The sequence below is a fragment of the uncultured Winogradskyella sp. genome (genome assembly GCF_947495255.1).
Taxonomy (GTDB): Bacteria; Bacteroidota; Bacteroidia; order Flavobacteriales; family Flavobacteriaceae; genus Winogradskyella.
Genome location: NZ_CANLYI010000004.1, coordinates 176,583 through 194,149, shown reverse-complemented (window position 1 = coordinate 194,149; position 17,567 = coordinate 176,583). Strand labels below are relative to the sequence as shown.

Sequence of the window (17,567 nt, the reverse complement as noted above, 5' to 3'; positions counted from 1 at the left end):
TAAAAATTATGCATCTTCTAAAATAACTTTTTCAACATCAAAAGGTTTTCCTAAATAAACCAATTTATAGTCTTCTCCTATTTTATCAATATTGGTATTGTTTGAAGATATAATATGTAACTCACCATCTTCATCTTTTAAAAATAAAGGAATCATGTCTTCATTTTTATTAGTAATATCAATAAGACTTAGGTAATGTGCTTTGTCTTCTAAAGGTATTTCTTGAATTGATGGGTATTTTCTAGTTACTTCAGAAAGTTGAATAAAATCATCTGTTTGAGAAAATAACCCTTCACTAGGATTATCTTCTGGATTATTCATTTCGTCTGGAGTCACTAATCTAAATGATCCATTCTCACCAAACTGCTTTCTAAATTTACTAATAGCATATTTGTTAATGTCTGAGTTTCCTGTCATTGCCATTAAATAACCAACGTCATTTAATTCTATATTATCCGTTAAAGAATCTGAATATATATTAGTACTTAAAGCCTCTAAGCCTAATTCTTTGGCTTTATTAATATTGCTTTGGTTGCTGTCAATTAATACGACATGCCTTCCGTTACTTTCTAAATAATGACCTAATAATCGCGATACTTTAGAAGCGCCAACAATTAATATTCCGTTAGATTTTGTTAAAAATACACCAACTAATCTCGCAAATAATCGTGCTGTTGTGGCATTTAATAAAACGGTTCCTAATACTATTACAAATACCAAAGGTGTAATATACTCTGCTCCTGTAACACCTTTACTAGCCAACTTTAACCCAAATAGTGAAGCAATACCTGCGGCAACAATACCACGAGGGCCTACCCAACTTATAAATAGTTTTTCATTTAGTTTTAATGTAGAACCATAGGTACTTAAAAACACACCTATTGGTCGTATTAAAAATACTATGACTAAGAAAAGTACAGCTGTTTTCCAATTATAGATTAATAATAACTCTTCAAAATTAATATTTGCAGCTAAAAGAATAAACAGAATTGAGATTAGTAAAACACTAAGTGATTCTTTAAAATATAGAATATCCTTTAAATGAGGAGAATTAGAATTACCTAAAACCATTCCCATTACAACTACCGCTAATAAACCAGACTCATGAGCAAAACTATCTGATAAAACAAAAACACCTAATACAGCGGCTAAAGAGAATACATTTATAAGATAATGTGGCACCCATTTTTTATTCAAAATAAGATTAACAGCATGTGCAAAAGTGAAACCAAATGTAGAACCGAATAATACAATTTTACCAAATTCTATTAACGCCGTTTTTGTGAATTCTCCACCTGCATCAACGCTAATAAATTCAAATACCAAAACGGCAACTAAAGCACCAATTGGATCAATAAGTATACCTTCCCATTTTAAAACGGCAGATACATCTTTCTTTAAAGGTATGTTTCTTAAAATCGGAGTAATTACCGTAGGACCCGTTACAATAATAAGTCCTGAGAATAAAAATGAAATTTCCCAACTTAAATTAAAAATGAAATGAGCTGCTAAAGACGCTCCAAAAAAAGTAACGATAGAACCAATAGTGATTAACTTTGTAATTACGGGTCCAACGTTCTTTATTTCGTTTAATTTTAGTGTTAAACCACCTTCAAAAAGAATAATACTAATGGCAAGAGAAACAAAATAAAATAGACTTTCTCCTGGGAATAATCCTTCGGTTCCATTCCAAATAGGTTCAATCCATTTCGTACCATCTTCACTTAAAAACTCTGCTGCAATTGGTCCTACTAAAAGCCCAATTAATATCAATGGTAAAATTGCTGGAATTTTAAATTTCCATGCAACCCATTGTGCTAATATGCCAAGTATAATGATTCCTGCTAATTCTAACATCTAATTACATTTTTTGTGAAAATACTAAATAAATACAGTTTTTAAAGTGCAGTAATTGGTTTTATAACTTAAAGGTTTTTAAATTTTACTATCTTTCAAAACTGACTAACTAAACAATAACAACTAAATTGTCTTTAAAACCTTTTAAAACCATAGGTATTGGTGTCACTTTCTCACCAAATCTCAAAGCTAATATTTATGAAGCTGCAAGGTTATCGCAAATGCTTAAAACGTGTTTGGTTTTAATTCATGTTGGTGATAAATCCTCTGAAAAGCAAGCTAAATTCAATGCTATTTTAGAACCTTTTTTAAATGATAATTTAGACGTAGAAATTGTATTTAAGCCAGGAGATCCGGTTGATGTTATTCTATCAACTTCAGAAGAAAAACATATTGACTTACTGATTTTAGGTGCACTACAGCGCGAAAATTTCTTAAAATACTATGTAGGCTCTATTGCCAGAAAAATTACACGACAAGCTAAATGTTCTATTTTATTGCTTATAAAACCGTCTGTAGAAAGAATTCCTTGTGAGCATATTGTAGTTAACGGATTAAAAGACCCAAAAACTAAAGAAACTATTGCTTCTGCATTTTATGTTGCAAATGCTTTAAGTGTTAATAAGGTGACAATTGTTGAAGAAATAACACAAGATGAATTAGCCGTAAAAGTAGAAGATGATAAATCTCTAAGAATGGCAAATATTGTTAAAGAACGTATTAAACTTAGAGAAAATGCACGTGTAAAAGCCATAATTGCGGATATTCCGGAGAATCACACAAAAGATGTTATTATAAAATCTCAACCCATTTTTGGTAAAAAAGGGTATTCCATTGGTCATTACGCTCAAATTGCAAGAGCCGACTTATTAATTATGAATTCACCTAGTAAAATGACCTTTTGGGATCGTCTTTTCCCTCACGATATTGAACACATATTAACAGAACTACCAACAGACGTTTTAATTATTCAATGAGCCCAAAACCAAATAAATTAAAAGCATTTTTTAAGGCATTACCTAAAAACATTTTTTCGGGTTTTGTGGTAAGTCTTATCGCATTACCATTAGGTTTAGGCTTGGCAATGGCAAGTGAAGCTCCACCGATTTCAGGTATTATAGCTGCAGTAGTTGGAGGTGTTGTAGTCTCTATTTTCGGTGGAAGTAATGTTACCATCGCTGGTCCTGGTAACGGATTGGTTGGTGTTCTTTTAGTAGCAATAACAACACTAGGTTTAGAGAGTGCTTATGCTGCTATTATTTGTTCTGGAATTCTTTTAGCTGTATTAGGATTTTTAAGAATGGGAAAACTAGCTGATTTTTTCCCTTCTTCTGCTATACAAGGTATGCTTGCTGCAATCGGACTTATTATATTAGGAAAACAATTTCATATTATGCTCGCTCACAAAATTAAGCGTGCAGATACTATAGATTATCTTATAGAAATTCCATTTACCATAAACGATGCACTTCATTATGATAAAACCGGTTTAATTTATGCTGCAGCTGCAGGTATTTTAAGTTTAATTATTATGGTGTTCTATCCTAAAATTAGAAACAAGTATTTACAGCTTATACCTGCACCAATGTGGATTGTTATTCTATCTGTTGGATTCAGTTATTATTTTGAATTGGTTGCACATGAAACCAATCCTATTTCTTCGTTATACATGATTTCTGGTATACCAGAATTTAAGGATATCATAGCACAATTGCCAACTGTAAATTTTGGAAAAGCTGGTACATTTCCTTTTTGGTCTAGTGTTTTAGCTTTAACCTTAATTGCTAGTATTGAATCTCTACTAAGTATAAAAGCTGTAGATAAATTAGATCCAGAGAAAAGACGCTCTAACGTAAACTTAGATTTAAAAGCATTAGGCTTAGCAACTATTGGTAGTGGTTTTTTAGGTGGTTTAAATGTCGTTACTGTAATAGCAAGAAGTTCTGTAAACGTTAATAACAACGCAAGTAATCGGTCTTCAAACTTCTTTCATGCTACGTTTTTAGTCATCTTTATTGTATTATTTAGTACACAGTTAACTCGGATTCCTTTACCTGCTTTAATGGCAATTTTAGTATTTACAGGTTACAAATTAGCATCACCAACAACCATTAAAAGAATATTTTCGATAGGTAAAGAACAGGTTATTATATTTTTAGTCACATTATTTGTAACCTTAAAAGTTGGTCTTATTACGGGAATTCTTTCTGGTGTAATTGTTACATTTTTAATTCATATCGTTATTAATAAAAGTGCTTCACTATTCTTTAGAAATGTTTTAAAACCCAATGTCTTAATGTATCAAGAACAAGACAATGGAAATTACTATGTGAGTGTAAAACACTTTTGTAGCTTTTTAAATTTCTATAGGTTAAAAGAAAAGCTAGATGCAGTACCAGAAAATAGTGATGTCATTATTGATTTTTCACTTTGCAAATTTGTAGATCATACAGTGATGGAAAACCTTAATAACTATCGCGATTTGTTTATAAAACGAGATGGTCATTTTGATGTCATTGGTTTAGATTTACACGACTCAGATTCTAAGCATCCATTTGCACTTAGGCGATTATTACCCGTTCCTGGTATTCTTAAAAGCGGTTTAACAAAACGCCAAAATACACTTGAAGATTTTGCTCAAAATTATGAATTATCCTATCATTCTAAGAACGAAAAAGAAACTCACTTTTTAGATAAATTCCATTTTTTTAGAACAAAAACTATTGGTCATATTTATAATAAACTAACCACTAAAAATGATGCTATTAGCATTTTTGATATCGAATTTTCTGAAGGTGAATTTATAGCTAAAGAAACCATACGAACTACGATGTTGTATATGACATTAGATAAAAACATTCCTAAATTCACTCTAGATCGTGAAGGTTTTCTTGAAAAAGTATATGCTTTAGCTGGCTATAAGGATATTCCTATTCAAGAACATTCAGATTTTAACAAACGTTTCTATTTATTGGGAGAAAATGAAACGGCTATTAAATCACTTTTTAATGATGAAATCACTCATTTCTTTGAAAGCAATCCTTATTACCACGTAGAATCTAATGGTAAATGTTTGTTGGTTTTTAGTAAAGAACGTTTAGCAAGTACAAAAGAAGTTAAGGCCTTATTTGATTATGGTAAACGTTTAAAACAGGCAATTTCTAAGTAACCAAAACTACATCTCTTCTTGCGATTCTGTTTTATAGTATAATCGTTTTAAACTTCGCTTTAAAAGTGAAAAACGATACACACCAATTATAAAAAAGATAACGCTGAATATTAACGCTACTAATGCTAAATATTCAAAATTAGCAAACTCCTTTAGTTGATATAACGCAATTGCTCCAAGTAATAAATACAACGAAGAACGAATGTAAGATAATAAGGTACGTTCATTAGCCAAACGTGTGCGTTCTATAGCTAAATAATCTCTTAAAATTACTTTTTGATCCGGATTAAAATCACGACCAAAACTCAATAAATACTTTTTTTTAGATTTCTGTTTGGGTGTCTTCATGAGTTTGAATAAATCGTTTATAAAGCTTAATAGATAAATGTAATTATTTTTTGAGAATAGATATAAGATTATCTGGTTCTAATTTGTTAAAAATCCTGTAATTAATTGTAACTAACAACAATTAGTTTTAAAGCTTTTAGTAATTTGCAAGACTTTATAAATTCTTGTCTATGCAATTATATCCTATTAATTCCGGAAATTTTAAATTAGATGGTGGAGCCATGTTTGGTGTGGTTCCAAAATCCTTGTGGCAACGTACCAATCCTGCTGACAATAACAACATGATTGATATTGCAGCACGTTGTTTATTAATTGAAGATGGTGATCGCCTTATTTTAATTGATACAGGTATGGGAAACAAACAAAGCGATAAATTTTTTGGTTACTATTTTCTTTATGGAGATGATAGCATCGATAAATCTTTAGCGTCTTATGGTTTTCATCGCGATGATATTACAGATGTATTTATGACGCATCTTCACTTTGACCATTGTGGTGGAAGTGTTCAGTGGAATAAAGATAGAACAGGTTATGAACCTGCTTTTAAAAACGCACACTTTTGGAGTAACCAAGATCATTGGAATTGGGCAACAAAACCGAACAGACGTGAAGTTGCTTCATTTTTAAAAGAGAATATACTCCCTATGGAAGAAAGTGGACAACTGAAATTTACTGATGTACCTAATCAGCATATGTTAAAAAATTCGGCATTAGGCTTTGATATTTTCTTTGCCAATGGACATACAGATAAACAAATGATTCCTATGATAAACTACAAAGGAAAAACCATTTGTTTTATGGCAGATTTATTGCCAACTGTTGGTCATTTACCGTTACCGTTTGTAATGGGTTATGATACAAGACCCTTATTAACATTAGACGAAAAAGAATTATTTTTGAACATGGCTGCAGATAACAACTTCTATCTGTTTTTAGAACACGATGCTCATAACGAAATTATAACAGTTAAACACACTGAAAAAGGTGTACGACTAAACGAAACATTTACAACAAACTCACTATTTAACTAAAGCTTTAAAACAAAAAAAATGAAATTTAATTACAAACTAGTTGCTTACTTAGGATTTGCGGGAACACTATTTTTCGGTTGTGGTACAGGAGATATTATTTCTACTCCAATTGAAAATATAGATACTTCACCGTTAAAAGTAACAGAACTAACAGATGCAGAAAAGAATAATTGGGGACATTTAGATCTTGTAAAAGATACGATTCCTGGTATGAGTGTTGATAAAGCTTATGCTGAAATCATTAATAATAAAAAAGGTAAAACTGTAATTGTTGCCGTTATAGATTCTGGTATTGATATTGATCATGAAGATTTAGATGGTGTTATCTGGACAAACAAAGGAGAAATACCAAACAATGGTATTGATGATGACAAAAATGGTTATGTAGATGATATCCATGGATGGAATTTCTTAGGAGATGCTTACGATGAGCAATTAGAATTTGTACGTATTTTAGCTTCTGGTGATACCTCTAACCCAAGTTTTACTGCTGCAAAAGCACAGTACGATAAAGATTACCAATTATGGACAGGTCGTAAAACACAGTACGATCAAATTGCACAAGCTGTAAAAAATGCACATAAAACTTTAACTAAACACTTCGGAAAAAGTGATTATACGATTAAAGAAGTTAATACTGTAGAAACTGAAGATGAAACTTTAGCGCAAGCTATTCAAGTAGCACAAGGTATGAACGATAATGGTTTAACTTTAGCAGAAGCTACTGTAGAAATTGATGGTGCATTAGAAAGTATTAACGAACGTTTAAACTTTAACTTAAATAAAGACTTTAATGGTCGTAAAACTGGAGACGATATTAACGATTTATCTGATAAAGGTTATGGTAACGGAAACGTTAAACCTGTAAAAAAATCTGAATCTCATGGAACACACGTTGCTGGTATTATTGGTGCAGAACGTAACAATGGTTTAGGTGCAAATGGTGTAGCAAACAATGTACAAATTATGTCTGTTAGAGCTGTACCAAATGGCGATGAATATGATAAAGATGTTGCCTTAGCAATACGTTACGCTGTAGATAATGGTGCAAAAGTAATTAACGGTAGTTTTGGTAAATCTTTTTCTCCACATTCTCAATGGGTAAGAGATGCTATAAAATATGCTTCAGATAACGATGTTGTATTTGTACATGCAGCAGGTAACTCTAGTGAAAACATAGATGTTGAACCTAATTTCCCTGATGATAATGTTGATTTCGTAGAGATTTCAAATACGTACATTAGAGTGGGTTCTTTAACATCTAAATACGGATCTAAATTAGTTTCTAGTTTTTCTAACTACGGAAAAAACAACGTAGATGTATTTGCTCCAGGTTCTGCTATTTATTCTACATTCCCAGAAAACGATTATAAGAGTATAAGTGGAACTTCTATGGCTTCTCCTGCCGTTGCTGGTGTTGCAGCTTTAGTGCGTTCTTATTATCCAAAATTAACTGCTTCTCAGGTAAAACAAGTGATTTTAGAATCTGGCTTAGCATTAACAACTAAAGTAGTTGTAGGTGGTGATGCTTCTGATGTGAAACCATTTTCAGAATTGTCTAAAACCGGAAGAATAGTTAATGCTTATAATGCTTTAATTATGGCTTCAAAGTTATAATTCTATAAAATATATTTTTACATGAAACATTTCATTTTTAGCCTTTTCTCATTCTTAGTTTTATCTTCTTGTGGTGCTTCAAACCCATCTACAAAAGGAATAACTAAGGTAGCAGATTCAATAAATGGTTATTGGCAACAACACGTAGATTATTCTATGGATATTGATATGGATGTTAACAACTATCAGTACAAAGGCAAACAGAAGTTAGTTTATACTAACAACTCGCCAGATGTACTGAATAGAGTCTATTATCATTTATTTTTTAATGCCTTTCAACCTGGAAGTGAAATGGATGTGCGCTCACGTACAATCAAGGATCCTAGTCCAAAAATTGCAGACCGTATTAGCAAACTTCAACCTAATGAAATAGGTTATATTAAAGTTAATGGGTTAAAGCAAAATGGAACTTCTATTTCTTACGAAACTGTAGGAACGGTTTTAGAGGTGAAATTAAATCAACCTATTCAACCAGGTGAAAAAGTAACTTTTGATATGGATTTTGATGCTCAAGTTCCTGTTCAAATTCGTCGTTCTGGTAGAGATAACGAGGAAGGTGTTGCTTTATCAATGTCGCAATGGTATCCTAAATTAGCAGAATACGATGACGAAGGTTGGCATGCAGATCCATATATTGGAAGAGAATTTCATGGTGTTTGGGGAAACTTTGATGTAAAGCTTACAATCGACAAAAATTATGTTGTTGGTGGTACAGGCTATTTACAAGGTGAACCAACAAAAAAATCTGGAAAGAAAACCCATCATTTTAAAGCACCTAATGTGCACGATTTTACTTGGGCTGCAGATCCAGATTTTATACATGATACGTTTCAGATGCCAAATGGTCCATTGCTTCACTTCTACTATAAAAAAGATTTAGAGCAAGCGTATTTAGATAATTGGAAAAAGTTACCGGCTGAAACAGCAAAACTTATGGATTTCTTTAGTACTCATGTTGGTCAGTATCCTTACAAACAGTATTCGGTTATTCAAGGTGGTGATGGTGGAATGGAATATGCTATGTGCACCTTAATTACTGGAAAACGTAAATACGGTAGCTTATTAGGCGTTACAGCGCATGAATTAGCACATACTTGGTTTCAGTTTTTGTTAGCATCTAACGAGTCTAAACATGAGTGGATGGATGAAGGTTTTACTAGTTACATTTCTGCATTAGCAATGAACTCGCTTAAGGATGATAAAAATCCTAATCCGCTTTCAGGTTCTTATAGAGGTTACATTGGTTTAGCTAATTCTGGTTATGAACAACCATTGACTACACATTCTGACCGTTACAAATTCAATCAGGTTTATGGAGCTGCTGCCTATAGTAAAGGTGCTGTATTCTTAGCGCAATTAGGTTATGTAATTGGCGATGATAATTTAGATAAAACCATTAAAAAATATTTTTATGATTTTTCTTTTAAGCACCCAAAACCATTTGATATTATTAGAACTGCAGAACGTGTTACAGATTTTGAACTCGATTGGTATTTTATAGATTTTGCACAAACTACAAACACTATTGACTATGGTATAAATACAGTTGAAGGAAACACAATTACTTTAGATCGTATTGGTTTAATGCCAATGCCTATTGATCTTTCTGTAACTTATACAGACGGAACTACTGAAGATTTTTACATTCCTTTACAAATGATGCGTGGCGAAAAGCCAACCTCAGCTACTATTATCAATGATTGGGCTTGGGCAATGCCAACCTATTCTTTTGATGCTAAAAAAGCTGTAAAATCTGTTGAAATTGACCATTCTAAAATGATGGCAGATGTAAACAGAGCGAATAATGTATTTACTTTAGAGTAAATCATTAATCATCTTAATTAAAAAAGAGCACAACTAATTGGTTGTGCTCTTTTTTATTTTATGTTTCTTAGCTTAGAATCGTTTTTTAAATACAACATCGCCTTTGTAATTATAAACACGCCAAGTACCATCTTGTTTATCTCGTTTGTATTTTCCTTTTATTTTTAATTTTCCATTATTGTAATACTCTAAATAGTCGCCTTGTTTTAATCCATTTTTAAGCTCTACAGAGAATCTTGGTTTACCGTTGTAGTATTTCTTTTCAAATTTTTTAGCCGTTAAATCTGAAGGGAAAATTTCTTTAATATTAAAAACGGTTTCTTTATTAATAGTCTCCTCTGTTATTTCTATTTGTTTACTCGTTGTGTTTCCTTTGTTACTAATTGGTGAATCTGTAAATGTATATTTAGTTTTTACAATTTTAGGGTCCTCATAGTCTACCACAATTTTAGTTTCAAAAAGGTCATTTTCTGATTTTAGTTGAATGCCAATTTGAGAAAAACAAATAAAATAATCCTTATTATTCCTCAATTCCTTTTTTGTATTAGCATCTACAAAGTTATAGGCACTATTATATAAATTTGGTGAATTGATGTATGCAAAAACACTAGACCTACTATCAAAATTATTATCAAAATCTTCGAAAGGTTCAAAATTTGCAAGTGTTTCGTCATTAATGTAGCTGGTAATTATACTCTTCAATGTATTTGGGTGATTACTAAACACTACATAATCATCTATAATAGTAAAATACGGTTTATCAATTTCCTTAAATAAATCACCTAATACGATTTTAAAAAAACCTTTAATGTCCATAAAGTTAATAGAATGCCCTTTGTAACTGACTTCTTTAAATTTTACCGGACTTTTTCGTCGTATCTGTTCTAAAATAAATTGTAGATTCTTTTTAGCATCATCACTATCCGTTGTTTTTAAAATAAAAGCAACATCCTTTTTAGAATTTGTAACCGTTGAGTGTAATTGAATTAAGGCTACTTCATCATCTACCCAACTTATAAAATGCTTTTTTAAATCTATTTTTAAGAAATTTTCAATTTGTTCTGTGCCATCTAAATAAGCTTTAAATTCTTCTGGTTTTTCTTTTAAAACGTTTTCAAAATTTGTGTAGAATTTATCAAAACGATCAAAAGTAAAACTTAAATAAAAGGCCGTTTGTTTTGGTGCTATTTCTGTAATTCTTCTAGAGCTATTTCCAGAATTCTGAAGTGATTTTAAATATAAACTAACCTCTTCATTAAAATTGGTGATGCCATTTGCTGTGATGGAATTATCATCCACATCAAAATTAAACCCACTAAAATGTAAACTACTACTCAGCGTTTTTGTTAAGGAACCAGAATCGTTAGTAAAAACTTTTAAATACTCATCTAGATATTGGTACTGCACGTATAATCTAAACATATCACCATATCCAACCTCTTTTTCAACTTCAATAAAATCTAAATTTCTACCAATCTTAGGTTCTAGATATTGATCTATAGATGCTTCAACTAAAGAATGCACATAAGACGCTATCATTTGGTTTTTAATAAAACTAATATGTAGAGTTTCGCGTTCTATAACATCATAAATTTCTATAATTTCATGATTATGATATTTACGCTTACTCACCTTATAATTACTATTTGTAAAGGTGTTTAAATGATTTTTTAGAATATTTAATTTTGCGATTTTCTGTAAATCTACTACATAGAAAAAATCATATTTCTTAGGCTTATAAACATGTGCAGATATTAAAATTTCTCTATTCCCAATTCTATTAAAAATACTTTTTTCTTGTTTAAAAATGGTATCAATTTTATTAAGGCTTTCTGCTAATTCATTAAAATAAGAATTGGTGTTAAGGTGTTTCCAAATATCACTTTTGCTAATGTCATTCCAATTATCAATAGGATCCTGAGTTTCTATGATATAAACCGCATCTTCTGGCACTAAGTATATAGACTTCAAATTATCATTATTGTCTATATAAAACGTGTAAAATGAGTATAAAGCAAAACCTAAAATGAGTAAGGTTATAACAAACAGAGATTTCTTCTTTGTCATTGTACTAGTAGATTTGGGTTAAAATAAATCTTAACAACAAAAATAACTTAATATTATTGTAAATAAACTGCTAATAAAATTTAGACATACATTTACTAAGGTTATTAAACTTTTGGCACTAAAGCTTTAGTATTGCTTAGATTTAAACGTACTTTGTTAACTTATTATACCGTAAATTTTTAAAGCTTTACTAAAAGCATAATTTCTTAAAATGTCTTTTAAATACTCTAAAAAGGATAAATTAAAAAGTAAAAAGCTCATAGAGCAACTTTTTACAGAAGGGAAGGCAGTAACAGCTTACCCACTTAAACTTATATATATTAAAACCGATTTTGAAGATGGTTCGCAGCTAAAAACTGGTGTTTCTGTTAGTAAACGATTACATAAAACAGCAGTATCTAGAAACCAAATTAAACGTTTATTACGTGAAGCGTACAGGCTTAATAAACAGCTTTATTTTAACAATAGTTCTCATTCTTTTGCGTTTATGATTTTATATCTTAGTAAAGATGGAACAACTTTTGATAAACTTAATCATAGTATGAAATTGTTGTTTAAAAAATTCATCGCCAAAAATGAACTTTTGGTAGAAAATACAAAATCTAATACTTCAGACGCATAAGGTCTAAAGTATTAAAGTTGTAATTTTATATATTGAAGTCTCAATGCGACTTCAAAAACATTATAAGCAGACTCATGAAAAGACTTTTACATAAAAAAATACTATTTCCTGCTGTAGCAGTAATTATCTTTTTTAGTACCACAGCATTTAAAAATGATTTCTTCGAAATTGCAAAACAAATAGAAATATTTACAACGCTTTTTAAAGAAATTAACATGAATTACGTTGATGATACCAATCCTGGTGATTTAATGGATACGGCTATTAAGAGCATGTTAGAGGATTTAGATCCTTATACACAATTTTATAACGAACAAGATGTAGAAGCTTCTAGAATAAATAATGCAGGCGATTATACAGGTATTGGAGCAAAAGTTTTAACGCTAAAAGATAAATTGGTGATTGTTGAGCCATACCAAAATTATGCAGCTGATAAAGCAGGTTTAAAAGCAGGTGATGAAATTATAAAAGTAGATAAAGTAACAGTAGAAGATTTTAAAGATGATGCTGCTAATTTACTACAAGGTGCTGCAGGTACTGAAGTTTCTATTACTTACAAACGTCAAGGTAAAACCAATACAGTAAAAATTATTAGAGAGTCTTTAGATATTAAAGCAGTACCTCATTATTCTATGGTAGATGAGAAAACGGGTTATGTAGTACTAAGAAAATTTAATGATAAAGCATCTTCAGAAACTATTAGAGCTATTAAAGCTTTAAAAAATCAAGGGGCAACGCAACTTATTTTAGATTTAAGAGGAAATCCTGGTGGTTTATTGCATGAAGCAGTCAATGTCACTAACATTTTTGTGCCTAAAAATCAGTTAGTAGTAACTACTAAATCTAAAGTTAAAAAATATAATAAGACATATCATACACAACGTGAACCTATTGATACCGAAATCCCACTAGTAGTCTTAATTGACGGAAGCAGTGCTTCTGCCAGTGAAATTGTTTCTGGTGCTTTACAAGATATGGATAGAGCAGTTGTGGTTGGTACCAGAAGTTTCGGAAAAGGCTTAGTACAAAGACCAAAACCATTAACATATGGTACACAAATGAAAATAACTATTTCTAGATACTATACACCTTCTGGTCGCTGTATTCAAGCATTAGATTATTGGAATAGAGACGAAAACGGAAAAGCAACAAGAACACAAGAAGAAAATTATAATGCCTTTAAAACAAAAAACGGTAGAGCTGTTTATGATGGTGGAGGCGTACAACCAGATATTGAAGTAGAATTTTCAAAACAAACACCTATTTCTAAAGCAATATCAAATGAAAATCTAGTATTTAATTTTGCAACAAAATATTATTACGATCATAAAGTTGAAGATTTAAAAGGCTTTGAATTATCAGACTCAGACTTTAAAAAATTTAAAAACTATATAAAAACAAGTGGTTTTAATTTTAAAACTAAAACCGAAATAGCTTTAACAAATGCAATTAATGTAGCAAAAGAAGAAGAACTAGATGCCGTGATTAAATCAGAATACAATGACTTAACTAATGCATTACAATCTTATAAATCTAGTGCTATTGATAGCAATAAAAAACAATTAAAATCATTACTAACAGACGAAATTATTAAACGATATTTTTACAGTGAAGGTTTATATACTTATTATACCGCAAATAATAATGAAATAAAGAAAGCGTTAAATATCCTCAATAATCCAACACAATACACGAGTATTTTGAGATAAACGTAATTTTTTTCTATATTTATCATCATAAACATTTTCTGTTAGTAAGAAAATTATTATAAAATGAAGTCCCTAGTTATCCTTTTATGCTTATGTTTTCAATTCTCTTTTTCTCAGGAAGAATTGAAACACGAAGTTTATTTCGAAACCGATCAACACGATATTCCCGAAACAGAACACAGTAGATTATTACTCTTTTTAACTGAAATTGAAGATATTGATATCCAAAAAATATCTATCTATGGTTTTACGGATGATAGAGGTAGTGATAATTATAACCTTGTATTATCTCAAAATAGAGCAGAATCTATTAAAGAAGTATTCTCTAATAACGAATTTGATGAATCTGTAATCACCAATGTTGATGGTAAAGGTGAAATCTTAGTAAATGTTATTCACGAAGAAAATTTAAGTAAAATACGTGGTTTAAACCGTAAAGTAGAAATTATTGTAACACCTGTTTATCCTCCAAAACCAAAAGAAGAAAAACCAAAAACACCAAATACAGAAGAAATTCTAAAAGGTGAATTAAAAGAAGGTGATAAAATTTTACTCGAAAATCTTTTATTTAGAACCGGTTACAGTTATTTAACCAAAGAATCTAAATTGGTACTCGATGGCATTGCAGAAATTTTAGTAGAACGTACCAATGTTTATTTCACTATAGAAGGTCATGTATGCTGTACAGAAGGTACAAGAGATGCCATTGATCGTAAGACTAAAAAACGTAACCTTTCTATGGCACGTGCTAAATATATATATGATTATTTAGTAAAAGCAGGTGTAAAACCTTACCGTATGAAATTTGCTGGTATGCGACGTAAAGCACCACTTGGTGGCGAACCTAAATTAGACAGACGTGTAGAAATTTTGGTAACTAAGATTTACGAGAAGAAATAAATTTCTGTTAAGAACGCATCATCGCAATATGAGGAATACCATCTTCTAAGTATTCCTCTCCTATTTCTTTAAATTCTAAGTTATTGTAAAATTTCTTCAAATAAACTTGTGCTGAAATCTTAATTTCAGTTTCGTTATAATGATTTTTTATAGCCTCAATTGAAGCCTCCATAATATCATAACCACACTTATGTTGCCTTTCAGTTTTTAAAACTACTACTCTACCAATACTTGATTTTTTAAAGTAATCACCTGGTTTAAATAGTCTTGTATAAGCCACTAATTTTTCATTCTTATAACCTAAAATATGAAGCGCTTTTTGATCTTTACCATCAATATCTTGGTATACACAATCTTGTTCTACTACAAAAACTTCACTTCTTAATTGAAGCAATTCGTAGAGTTGTTGTGTTGTTAATTCATTGAATTTTTTAGTGAATATATCTAGCATTAGTCTTGTACAATTACCTCCTTAGGATCTTCTTTATTAAACTCTGGTTGAATAGTGACATGGTTAATATTAAACTCGTTGTGTAAAATAGTCTCAATTTTTAAAAGCAAATTATTAAATTCTGTAGTCGTAATATCTTCTGATAAATCTAAATGGGCTTCTAAATGTAATTCGTCATCACTTAAATTCCAAATATGTACATGGTGAAGCTTACTTACTTTAGGTAGTTTATTGACAGCTCTTACTACCTTTTTTATATTGATATCATCTGGTGTAAACAACATAAGCATCTTCGTAGAGACCTTTAATAAATCATATCCAACCCAAATTAAATACAAAGCAATTAACAATGTTAATAAACTATCTACCCAAAATAATTGGTAATACTTCATTAATAATCCACCTATTAATACAGCAACACTTGCTAACATATCTGTAAGCAAATGCAGATATGCAGAACGCATATTTATATTATTTTTAGAATCTTTTTTTAATAATAAAACACTTAAGCCATTACCAATAATTGCAATAATAGATAACCAAATTACAAGATTAGATTCTACTTCTTGCGGGTTATTAAAACGTTTTACGGCTTCAATTATTAATAATACAGCTACAATTATTAACGTACTTGCATTGATAAAAGCAGCAAGAATTTCTGCTCGTTTATAACCAAAAGTTCTATTTATTGATGCTTTTTGCTTAGATAATTTAGAAGCTACATAACTTACTATCAGAGAAATAACATCGCTAAAATTATGTAAGGCATCACTAAGTAAAGATAAACTTCCAGAAACTAGTCCGCCAATAACCTGAGCTACTGTTATAACAATATTTAAGAATATTGAAATTAATAACTTCTGTCCTTGTAAATCTTTATGATTATGTGAATGATTATGTGAGTGACTCATTTAACATGATGCTGGAATCTTATCTACTCTATTTTGATGACGACCACCTTCAAACTTTGTTTCTAAAAACGTATCTACCATTTTAATGGCTTGTGGAATTGATGTAAAACGCGCAGGAATACATATAATGTTAGCATTATTATGTAAACGTGTTAATTCTGTAATTTCGTTAGTCCAACAAACACCAGCTCTTACATGTTGATACTTATTAGCAGTCATTGCTACACCATTTGCACTTCCACAAATTAAGATACCAAAATCTACTTTTTTAGCTTCAACATCTTTAGCAACAGGATGTACAAAATCTGGATAATCAACACTATCTAACGTATCTGTTCCGTAATTTGTAACTGTATAGCCTTTAGCTTCTAAATGTTTTACGATAGTAAATTTATAATCTGGTCCAGCATGGTCATTACCTATAGAAATTTTCATAATAAAAAGTGTTTTGTTATTAAACATCAAAGTTAATAATTGCTTATAAGTAAGCATAACTTATAACGGCATACTTATTCATAAATTTTAAGTTTGAAACTTAAGTTCTTTATAAGCTTTTATTATCACTGTTCATAAGTACAACTAAAAATGATCACTACTTGTTAATAACTGTTCACAACTCTTTAAAACTAAAATTAGGTTTATCCACTTATTTTTCCAAACCAAAAAACAGATGAGATAACCTAATTAGTTAGCTATTTTTTTAGAGATAGTTATTAAAGATCATTTGTAGTGAAATGAACAAGATTTATAAATAAACATATCAGTTATTTCTATTAACATCTGTTATTAACAACTGTTAATAGCTTTTTAATTTAGCTTTAAAATGAAGTAGTTATATGTAAATTTAATGTTAACTAAAATGTTGTAAAATGTAAACTACGGTTAATCAAAATAAAATTTCAAAAAGTTATAGTCACTATTAACATACTATAATAACCACCATTTATTTTTTAAAATTTTAAAAGAAAACTGATTATATGTATATATATGTTGATAACTGTAAATTTTAGTGAATAATAGGTAAATGGTATTAAAATCTGTTTTATAATAATATACTTTTA

14 protein-coding genes are annotated in these 17,567 nt (G+C 30.2%); 8 read left to right on the top strand and 6 right to left on the bottom strand.

The annotated features are described in order from the left end of the window. Positions 1-6 precede the first annotated feature (6 nt). The gene (locus Q0807_RS07755; protein ID WP_299108282.1) at positions 7-1,857 is read right to left on the bottom strand and encodes a sodium:proton antiporter; all 1,851 of its coding nucleotides are present in this window, start codon (positions 1,855-1,857) and stop codon (positions 7-9) included. 128 nt (positions 1,858-1,985) lie between these two features. Here Q0807_RS07755 and Q0807_RS07750 point away from each other — a divergent pair, with 128 nt between their 5' ends. Both Q0807_RS07750 and Q0807_RS07745 read left to right on the top strand, forming a co-directional pair. Then, positions 1,986-2,834 (top strand): universal stress protein, encoded by an 849-nt coding sequence (locus Q0807_RS07750; RefSeq protein WP_299108280.1) that lies wholly within the window; start codon positions 1,986-1,988, stop codon positions 2,832-2,834. Beyond that, positions 2,831-5,026: a SulP family inorganic anion transporter gene (locus Q0807_RS07745; RefSeq protein WP_299108278.1), complete on the top strand. Its 2,196-nt coding sequence runs from the start codon at positions 2,831-2,833 to the stop codon at positions 5,024-5,026. Before Q0807_RS07750 ends, Q0807_RS07745 begins: the two co-directional genes overlap by 4 nt. Before the next feature lie 6 nt (positions 5,027-5,032). On the opposite strand, the gene Q0807_RS07740 is transcribed toward Q0807_RS07745, so the two are convergent. After that, a complete protein-coding gene (locus Q0807_RS07740; RefSeq protein ID WP_299108276.1) occupies positions 5,033-5,374 on the bottom strand; it encodes a DUF202 domain-containing protein in 342 nt (113 codons plus the stop codon). A gap of 170 nt (positions 5,375-5,544) precedes the next feature. On the opposite strand from Q0807_RS07740, the gene Q0807_RS07735 reads away from it, so the two are divergent. Genes Q0807_RS07735 through Q0807_RS07725 form a run of 3 tightly spaced genes read left to right on the top strand, consistent with a single transcriptional unit; the run spans position 5,545 to position 9,846 of the window. Further along, positions 5,545-6,405, top strand: a complete 861-nt coding sequence (locus tag Q0807_RS07735; protein WP_299108274.1) for an MBL fold metallo-hydrolase — start codon at positions 5,545-5,547, stop codon at positions 6,403-6,405. Positions 6,406-6,423: 18 nt separating this feature from the next. Then, positions 6,424-8,022 carry a S8 family peptidase gene (locus tag Q0807_RS07730; RefSeq protein WP_299108272.1) on the top strand — a complete coding sequence of 533 codons (1,599 nt, stop codon included), beginning with the start codon at positions 6,424-6,426 and terminating at the stop codon, positions 8,020-8,022. 21 nt (positions 8,023-8,043) lie between these two features. After that, positions 8,044-9,846 (top strand): M1 family metallopeptidase, encoded by a 1,803-nt coding sequence (locus Q0807_RS07725; protein ID WP_299108270.1) that lies wholly within the window; start codon positions 8,044-8,046, stop codon positions 9,844-9,846. Positions 9,847-9,918: 72 nt separating this feature from the next. Here Q0807_RS07725 and Q0807_RS07720 read toward each other — a convergent pair whose 3' ends face one another. Then, complete coding sequence (locus Q0807_RS07720) at positions 9,919-11,913, bottom strand: DUF3352 domain-containing protein (protein ID WP_299108268.1); 1,995 nt, start codon at positions 11,911-11,913, stop codon at positions 9,919-9,921. A 211-nt stretch (positions 11,914-12,124) separates the two neighbouring features. On the opposite strand from Q0807_RS07720, the gene rnpA reads away from it, so the two are divergent. The 3 genes from rnpA to Q0807_RS07705 all read left to right on the top strand — a co-directional run bounded on the left by rnpA (position 12,125) and on the right by Q0807_RS07705 (position 15,144). Continuing rightward, entirely contained in the window at positions 12,125-12,535 is a 411-nt protein-coding gene (rnpA, locus tag Q0807_RS07715) for a ribonuclease P protein component (RefSeq protein WP_299108266.1), read from the top strand. Between the two features lie 74 nt (positions 12,536-12,609). Then, on the top strand, positions 12,610-14,244 hold the full coding sequence (locus Q0807_RS07710) for a S41 family peptidase (RefSeq protein WP_299108264.1): 1,635 nt from the start codon (positions 12,610-12,612) through the stop codon (positions 14,242-14,244). A gap of 63 nt (positions 14,245-14,307) precedes the next feature. Beyond that, on the top strand, positions 14,308-15,144 hold the full coding sequence (locus Q0807_RS07705) for an OmpA family protein (RefSeq protein WP_299108261.1): 837 nt from the start codon (positions 14,308-14,310) through the stop codon (positions 15,142-15,144). Between the two features lie 7 nt (positions 15,145-15,151). On the opposite strand, the gene Q0807_RS07700 is transcribed toward Q0807_RS07705, so the two are convergent. Genes Q0807_RS07700 through rpiB form a run of 3 tightly spaced genes read right to left on the bottom strand, consistent with a single transcriptional unit; the run spans position 15,152 to position 16,941 of the window. Then, positions 15,152-15,595, bottom strand: coding sequence for a GNAT family N-acetyltransferase (locus Q0807_RS07700; protein ID WP_299108259.1), 444 nt, complete (start codon positions 15,593-15,595; stop codon positions 15,152-15,154). Next, positions 15,595-16,506, bottom strand: a complete 912-nt coding sequence (locus Q0807_RS07695; protein WP_299108257.1) for a cation diffusion facilitator family transporter — start codon at positions 16,504-16,506, stop codon at positions 15,595-15,597. The genes Q0807_RS07700 and Q0807_RS07695 overlap by 1 nt, the downstream gene beginning before the upstream one ends. Next, positions 16,507-16,941 (bottom strand): ribose 5-phosphate isomerase B, encoded by a 435-nt coding sequence (gene rpiB, locus Q0807_RS07690; protein WP_299108254.1) that lies wholly within the window; start codon positions 16,939-16,941, stop codon positions 16,507-16,509. Positions 16,942-17,567 lie beyond the last annotated feature (626 nt).